The organism is Microcoleus sp. T3_B1, assembly GCF_036700445.1.
In the GTDB taxonomy this organism is placed as follows: Bacteria; Cyanobacteriota; Cyanobacteriia; order Cyanobacteriales; family Microcoleaceae; genus Microcoleus.
In genome coordinates, this window is record NZ_JAUBOX010000021.1 from 100,051 (window position 1) to 108,460 (window position 8,410).

Here is an 8,410-nt window from a genome sequence, read left to right on the forward strand (position 1 = left end):
AACGATCGACTATTTCCGCCCGTCACCCTTATTTGGCGGTTCTTCTTGTTGTTCTTGAGGTTTAGCTGTGATCTGAGTTAATTCTTTTTTGTCTGGTTGCGGTGTTTCTTGAGTTGAGTTAGCCATTGAGTTTAGTCCTAAAGAGATGCACCGCTTAATTATATCTTTTCCAACTGCAAACGTATGGCTGTAGATAGGGAGAGGAAGAGCCAGACAAACAATTCTGATACACTGAGATTTGATAACTAATACTGGAAGACTTTATGTAGATGCAAAAAAGTGTAGATGCAAATTGCTGTCGGTTCTACACTGCTTGAGGGTTGCAGCCAAACAAATCCGACGTGGACGCAAAAACACCTTTGTTAAGAATTAAATGCCGAGATCCATCTCGACTGATTAACCCTTGCTGCTGCAATTTTCCCAGCATTCGAGTTACTGTTACCCGCGTCGTGCAAATTGCATTAGCAATATCTTGATGGGTCAAGCGGATATTCAAACGAGTTCCCTCAACCACAGGCTGACCGAATTCCTGTTGCAATAATAGCAGTAGCTGATACAAACGGTCATCTACTCGTCGCTGTCCGGCGATCGCTAAAATTGCTTCCATTTGTCGCAGCCGCCGTACCATTTGAGGCAGCAACTCGTGAGCCAATTGAGGAGAAGCTTCGATTTCCACCATAGAATACCACATCAAATAAATATCTGATGTCGCCGTAGCTCGGTAAGTCTGCAAGCTTGTCAACCACAAACCGAAGCACATCGAAGGCCCAACCCAACCCAAAAGTCCTTCTTCCCCGTTTGGATAAAGCGTGCTCAGTTGTGCTAAACCTTGACAGACTCGCCACAGGCCTTGCGACATCATAGGAATGGTTTCGCCCTTGGCATAAAAATGCAAGTTTCGACTCGCTCCTGTGTTATGCTGGATTTCTACTAAAAGTGCTTTGGAAGTTAGTGGCATATCTCTTTTTTCCAGCTAAAAAACAGTGGTTTGAGACCTATGGATGTCACTCTAGCTCACGAAGGTAAAGGCTTGGTAATCGTCTGGTTAGCGGAAAGATAAGCTTTGGTTAATTGTTTTAACTTTGTATATTCACCAATCCGCAATTTTTGCGAGCGAACAGGATTTACGCACGCTTCTACCTAATTATGTCATTCACAAGTGTTGCCCTTCACTCCGTCGTGCCGCGTAAACTCGGAATCTCAAATCCTTGCAACACCGTTACAATGCGTCCAGGACTATCGAACTCGGAACAGCAGAGCGATCGCCCTGAACGATCGCCCATCAACTTGCCTGTTAAAATAATGAAGTACATTTATATCCAAGCTTTTCCAAGTTTTTCCAATTCATCAACTCAATAGTTTCCAACTCTGAAAAACTCAACTCATCTTGCCAAGCATTAATTCCCTTTACCCCAACCGGCTCTAAAGTATTTGGATGCCACACCATTTGGCTAGGCGGAACTAAACCTAACGCAGCATTTTGTTGATAAAATTCCAGCATTGACTCCTGAAAATCTACCCCGATCCACTTGCAAATTTTTGCTAACTGTGCGGACGGTTCCCTTACCAAATCTTCGTAAGAAACTAAATAAAATTGCTCCCATTTTTGATGGTATTTTTCGATGAGTTTAACAACTTGATTCCACTGGTGAGTCAGTCCCCCTATCGTTTTTATCCCCGGCCACACTTCCCCCCTTTCTTGCTCTTTTGCTACTAATTTTTTGATAGAACTGTAACAAGCCCGAAAATCTCGCACAATCAAAATCACCTTAACACCCGGAAAATATCTCCTGATTTTTCCTAATTGATAAATGTGAAAAGGATTTTTGTCTCCCCAAATCGAAGCTGTCGGGTCAAACTGCTGGCGGTAAGTTCGATAAACTGTAGAAACTGCTTGAGCGTAACTCAATTGCTTGTTATTTGTCAAGCTATCTAATAAAAGCTGTGGGTCAACATTCCACTCCCCAAACCTGTGAAAATTGTTGTTGTAAAGGTCATTTAAAAAATCTTCGATTTGAGGCAGCAAGTCTTTGGTCGCACCGTATTTTGACTCTAGGGCCACAAAGAACAGACTTTCAGGGGGAATGCAGATATCTGGATGTGCTGTTAGCATTAAACGCAGGAGAGTTGTCCCCGAACGTTCGGCTCCTATTACAAAAATCGGACTTGATACGGTCGATTTGTTGCTGGGTGAATTAGCGTTCGCGCCCAAAAAAATGCTTGACTGGCTGTTGGGTGAATTAGCATCCGCGGTCGAAAACTTGCTCCTATCTATTTTATCCTTAACTTGCTTCGGTCGCAAGCGAAATTGACCGACAAGTTCTACTCCCAACTCCAATTTGTCAGCAAGTCCGCGACGTTGAAGCGCCTGTTCGACAGCGGTGCGGCATAATATTATTTGCTCGGCCCGATGCTGGCGAGAAACGGTTTGCTGGTGGATGCGGTAATAATAAAGCGGTTTGTTGATTTTTCTAATTTCTGTAACTTCACTCAGCCGCAGGCACAATTCGTAATCGACAGCACTGGCAAATTTTGGGTCAACACCGCCACAATTATTGTAAGCCGAACGGCGGATTAAGCGAAAGTGAAAAACGATGGGATCTACTAACAGTTGCTCTGGCGAATAGGGGATTTTGCAGAGAGGGCCTTCGCCGCCAACGCAGTCGTTTTCGTCGATGAGTAAATAGTTGGTATAAACAACTCCTACTTGAGGATTTGCATCTAAAATAGGAACTGTTTCTGCTAGTGCTTTGGGGGCGAGCAAATCGTCGCTATCCACGCAGCCAAAGTAAGGAAATGCGGCTTCTCTAATGGCGGCCATTAGGGAATAGCCGGAGCCTCGGTGTTCGGCGGCGAGGACTTTGATTCTGGGGTCAAGTTTGGCGTAGTTGCGGGCTATGTTGAGAGAGTTGTCTGTGGAACCGTCGTCCCAAATTATGAGTTCAAAGTTAGGGTAAGTTTGGGAGAGAACGCTTTCTATGGCAGCTTTGAGATAACGTTCTCGGTTGTAGACAGTCATGACAATGGAGATGGGAGTCATACAAGCGATTTTAGATTTTAGATTTGGGATTTTGGATTGAAGAATTGATGATAAGGGCGATGCACGTTGCACTTTATACTAACTAAAGATAACTTAGTCCTGCTTAACCTATTTCTTTGGGCTGGCGTTTGTACAGAAAAAATCGACTGACGATATCTACTTCTAATTCAAATCTTTCGCTCAATCCGCGTCTTTGAAGCGCTTGTGCAATAGCTGACTGAGATTCAAGAATTTGGTCTAGTTGCTGTTGAACTGTATGCAGCGAATGTTGCCGGTAGTAGTAAAGGGGTTTCTTGAGGTGGTAAAATTGAGCGATTTCTGAGATTCGCAAGCAAAAGTCGTAATCTTCAGCGCGGTTAAATTCGGAGTTGATGCCACCTATGCGATCGTATAAGTGGTGGCGAAATAAGCGAAAGTGGAAGGTCATAAAGTCTACTAACAGCCTATCTGGAGAGTAGGGTATTTGGCTGCGGTGTCCTAGTCCTTTTACTTGAGTTTTTTCATTAATCATTAGATAGTCCGTGTAGACTACTCCGATTTCTGGTTGTGCGTCTAATACGGCTGCGGTTTCTTCGAGGGCGGTGGGTGCGAGCAAGTCGTCGCTGTCTACCCAGCCAGTGTATGTTCCTTTGCACATTGTGTGAGCCGCTTTGAGGGCTATTCCTCGGCCTTGGTGGGGGGCGGCGATTACTTGAATTCGGGTGTCTTGCTGTGCGTATTTGCGGGCGATAGTGAGACTGGAGTCTGTGGAACCGTCGTCCCAAATTATCAGTTCAAAGTTGGGGTAGGTTTGGGCGAGAACGCTTTCTATGGCGGCGCTGAGGTATTGTTCTCGGTTGTAGGTGGTGGTAATGATGGAGATTGAGGAGGTCATTGGGAATTTCAAGCAGTTGGAGAGCGATCGAGCTTTCGGTAAACAGTTTTGATGTTTTTATGCAGAAGTTTTAATCTAGGTTTTATCGTTAAATAAATGTTAGCACTTGTTGAGATAAATTGACTTTAAGCATTTTTTTGAGAGGGATCTGGGGCGAGCGCATTTTCACTTAATATTACTTTCCATCACTCAATCTTAATAGGCGGTGGAACCCCCCAAAGTTTGACAGTAGTGTCTTTACTTCCACTAGCAAGTGTTTGCCCGTCGGGACTAAAAACAACACAATAAACACAGCCCTTATGATCGATTTGACCACCACTACTAAAATAAGTAATCCCTGTTACTTTCTCTAAATCCCACAAACCTATTAGATAATTAGTATCGCCACCCCCGCCTGCCAAAGTTGTCCAATCTGGACTAATTGTAGCCGATACAATTTCTACCTCGGTTGACATAGTGCGGATAAGTTTCCCAGTTGCGGGATGCCAAAATTTGATACTTTTGTCTTGTTCGTGAACGCTAGCAAGCATTTGTCCTGAAGGATGAAAACGCACGGCAAAGACTAGACCGCAGTTAGCCTCTAAAGTGCGAATTTCTGTTCCAGAGTCCAAATCCCATAACTTAATATAAGTATCAGCGCTAGCACTAGCTAAGGTTTTCTCATCAGGGCTAATAGCAACACTTAAGACAGTATGACTGTGACCGCTAAGAGTATGTATCACCTGATAAGTATTGAGATCCCAAACTATAATAGTGTTGTCGGCCGCACCGCTAGCTAAGCGTGTACCGTCTGGACTAATCGCAAGGCAAAGTACGGAACAAGTATGACCTGTTAGGGTGCGGATAACTTGACTCGTGCTCAGATTCCAAATTTTAATGGTAGTGTCAGCACTACCACTGAGCAAGGTTTTTCCATCTGGACTTGCGATTAATGAAACCACTGCATCTGTATGTTCTGTAAGAGTGCAAATTCCTTGCCCAGTATTCAAGTTCCAGATTTTGATAGTGCCATCGGCTCCGCCACTAGCTAGGGTTTGTCCATCAGGAGTAAAAGTAATAGAATAAACTGAATCTGAGTGACCTCTAAATGTTTCTATATAACGAAATAAAGCATAGCGATTGTTATTTTGAATGGCTTTTAGTAGGATTTGTCGATCTTCTTCCTCACGCTCCCGTTCTCGATCGCGATTGAAATAATTCCAAGTATACTCTGAAGGTAAATGCAAATGTGTAAAGTCTTCAATCAATCTCTCTTTCCACATAAATAAAGTATGTTCAGAAGGTTCTGAACTTTCTCTCAATTCGTCTAAGTCATAACTTTTCATGAATTCGTCTTCGTCTGAGTCCGAACTTTCTCTAAATACAAATTCGTATGGTTCGCATAAAAAATTAGGCTCTTCTTGAATATTTGCAGATGATAGTATATCTTTTTCTTCGTCGATAGTCGAGAAACAAGTAAAGGTATGGACTAGACAGGAAGGGTCTGGACAAATAGATATGGGTAAAATTTCATAAGATTTTGTTCCCAGGCAAAAATCACACACGAATTCAAAAAAATCACGACCTATACGGTAAATTTCTCCATCAAACTCAGGGCACTTCAGCCAGTAAATATCGCAACTATAGTCAGACTCACTATAAGTTCTAAGATCGAAAATAGCTATGCGTGCCGCGCAATCCTCCCCAAACACAAAAGCCCCTTTAAGTAAATCTGCTATTGATTCTAAAGTCATATCTTTTTCAAGTTCTTCTAAGGAATACAACTGATGATATGTAATTTCATAGTGAATAGTTTCCAGCGAAAATTGATGAAAACAATGAGAGTATATAGGACTGTAGATGTTAATCATGTTACCCAATGTTCCGCTGCCAAAAATTTGAGAGAAAATCTTATAATCTTTGGGTAACTTAATATTATTTTTTGTTTCAAATTCCAGCATCTCTTGTTCACTTAAGCACTCTCCTCGCTCATCAAATACTTCTAGATGTGCCAGTAACGATCGCCATTTTTGCATAATGCCCTCAAAATCTTGCTTGAAATTAACTTGTTAATTTGAACTCGGTGAGAGAATTGGCTCATAGGGGGGTACTTAGTTTGCTGCCAAGTGAAAACTCAAATTTACCCTAAGAATTTAACTCTATAACCCGTGTCTTTCCAGTGGAAGTGTTAACCTATGAGCAGGAGGAAGAAACTCGGCTGGATTTGGGATATTGCGTAGAGTCAAGCTAGCTTCCGATGGAAAAAATGTTGCCCTTGCGGTTAATGAAGTAGGTCTAATTCTAGGAGTAGTACGTTGCTCATATTTCAGGGAGACTTGATAAAAAAGAGTCACTTCCGTTAAGCATTTATTGCGCTTCATTTGTGTGAGCGTTGTATCTACCAGTAATTCAAATTGATACCAGGGACTATTGGAGTTGGAGTTTACCCATCCGTTCTGGGCAAACACGTTATTCAATGCACCCGTGCCGCCCAATAAAGCTGATACAATATGTCCTTGATGATCTGTCGGCAAAATACCAAGTACGCTTTGGCGATTTTTTCGATTTGCATCTGTCCCTGTCCTACTTCCAGAATGTTCTATAACAGCGATGGTCTCATCACTGGTTATGGATACATTAGACGGGTTTTTGTCAACATCTTTTTTAACATCCTGGATATTGTTGGTGTTTTTAGTTGCACTGCCGACATTATAACTGATCCGTCGAAGCTGATCTATTACTTTCCCCGAATGACCAAGGGGATCAGTTGAATCAACAGGACTATTTTTCACATACCGATAAAGATTAGCATCCCCACCACCAAACCCAACAGAATCCTCCCCAATAAACCGTCCTATCTCCGGATTATAATACCGACTCCGATAATAATACAACCCAGTTTCAGCATCCAACTCCCGCCCCGTAAACCCATACCGACTACCAAACGCAGAATTCGACTGAGAAACAACCCCACCAAACGAATCATACCTCACATGATTCGCCACACTCCCACTATTATCCACAAAATCCTTAACCGTCCCCAACTGGTCAGTCAAAGCCCACAAAACACCCCCCTGAGCACTCTCCTGCGCCAACACTTGGTCAACACCAGTCCCGTAAAAATACCGCTTGTCCAAAACAGGTTGATTCGACCCCGAAGCCACAAAATCAAACAGTACATTATCCCTGTCATAAACAAACCGAGTCTCATTACTCCCAACTTTCTTGGAAATGCGACGGTTCTGAGAATCATACTTAAACCCTACTTCCTGAGTAACATTCCCCCCAGCATTCCTATCAAAAACACCCGCCAAACGATTCCGATAATCCCACTCATACTCAGTCACCTTATTACTCGCAATCTCAGTTTTCCGAATCAGATTCCCTTCATCATCGTAAGCATAATTGTAAACACCATCAGAATTCAATTGATTGTTACTTCCCGTCTGATATCCAGAATTAGTCCGATTCCCATTCGCATCGTAACTGAAACTTTCATCCGGCTTGTTGCTATTAGAATGGTCAGCAACAGTCAACTGATTATTCTTGTCATAGGTATAATTTGTCACCCCATCAACATCCGTAATCTTCGTAATTCGATTCCCATTGTCATAATCAAAGTCATAGGAAACTCCACTCCCGTGACTCAAAACATCCAAACGATTCTTAGCATCGTAAGTGTAGGTAGTTCCCCTCACCAACTGACTGCCGCTTAAATCAGAATAACGATTCACCGACTTGATCTGACCGATATCATCGTAACCAAAATCCACCCGCTTCGACGCCACACTATTACCGCTTTGAGTAATCCGACTGATCCGGTTTAGGGTGTCGTAAGTATAAGCAGTATTCCCCTTAGCTGCGCCGTTAATCGTATCGCTGACAGACAGCAGATTATCTTCGTCATCGTAGGTGTAGTTTAACAGAACATTCGGTACCCCTGGCGTCCCCGTATTATCGACAGCAATTTGCCGTCCTTTCGGGTCGTAACTAAACTGGTAAGTGGAATCAGGGTCTTTAATAGATGTTAGCTGACTTGCTGCATCGTAAGTAGAAGTAATTGTCCGAATCGGATTACCAGTAGTATTCAGCCAATTTTCTGCCGTCTCCCGATTTAGTGCATCGTAAGTAAAGGAACGGACGCGGTTGTTGCGGTCAGTAATGCGAGTGCGATTGCCGACATCATCGTACTCAAAAGCGCGAGTTTTACCAAATTGATTCGTTTCCGATTTTAACCAATTTCGGGCATCGTAAACGAAGTTAGTCGTATTATTTACTGGGTCTTTGATGGATGTGACATTGCCAACATCATCATATTCAGTGGTAGTGGTTCCAGATGGATTTAAAGCATCTATGACGCGAGTCTGCCGATTTCTGGAATCGTAAACGTATTGAGTTTTGTTAGTGTTAGCATCAATTTCAGCCACCACATTCCCAACTTTATCGTACTCAGTTTTGCTCGTACTAGCAATAGTAGTCTGTGCCGCTTGAGTAACATCAGTCCGCCTTCCCAACTC

6 protein-coding genes are annotated in these 8,410 nt (G+C 42.9%); all 6 read right to left on the bottom strand.

Translation table 11 applies throughout. From position 1 onward, the window contains the following. Positions 1 to 304: 304 nt before the first annotated feature. The gene (locus QT990_RS14195; RefSeq protein WP_333465361.1) at positions 305 to 958 is read right to left on the bottom strand and encodes a Crp/Fnr family transcriptional regulator; all 654 of its coding nucleotides are present in this window, start codon (positions 956 to 958) and stop codon (positions 305 to 307) included. Between the two features lie 211 nt (positions 959 to 1,169). Further along, on the bottom strand, positions 1,170 to 1,313 hold the full coding sequence (locus tag QT990_RS14200) for a hypothetical protein (RefSeq protein ID WP_333145166.1): 144 nt from the start codon (positions 1,311 to 1,313) through the stop codon (positions 1,170 to 1,172). Further along, positions 1,295 to 3,040 carry a sulfotransferase gene (locus tag QT990_RS14205; RefSeq protein ID WP_333145165.1) on the bottom strand — a complete coding sequence of 582 codons (1,746 nt, stop codon included), beginning with the start codon at positions 3,038 to 3,040 and terminating at the stop codon, positions 1,295 to 1,297. Before QT990_RS14205 ends, QT990_RS14200 begins: the two co-directional genes overlap by 19 nt. A 103-nt stretch (positions 3,041 to 3,143) precedes the next feature. After that, the gene (locus QT990_RS14210; RefSeq protein WP_333145164.1) at positions 3,144 to 3,914 is read right to left on the bottom strand and encodes a glycosyltransferase; all 771 of its coding nucleotides are present in this window, start codon (positions 3,912 to 3,914) and stop codon (positions 3,144 to 3,146) included. Between the two features lie 185 nt (positions 3,915 to 4,099). Continuing rightward, positions 4,100 to 5,929, bottom strand: a complete 1,830-nt coding sequence (locus tag QT990_RS14215) for a WD40 domain-containing protein (protein WP_333145163.1) — start codon at positions 5,927 to 5,929, stop codon at positions 4,100 to 4,102. Positions 5,930 to 6,052: 123 nt separating this feature from the next. Then, the coding region (locus QT990_RS14220; protein ID WP_333465362.1) for an RHS repeat-associated core domain-containing protein at positions 6,053 to 8,410 on the bottom strand (2,358 nt) is incomplete at its 5' end.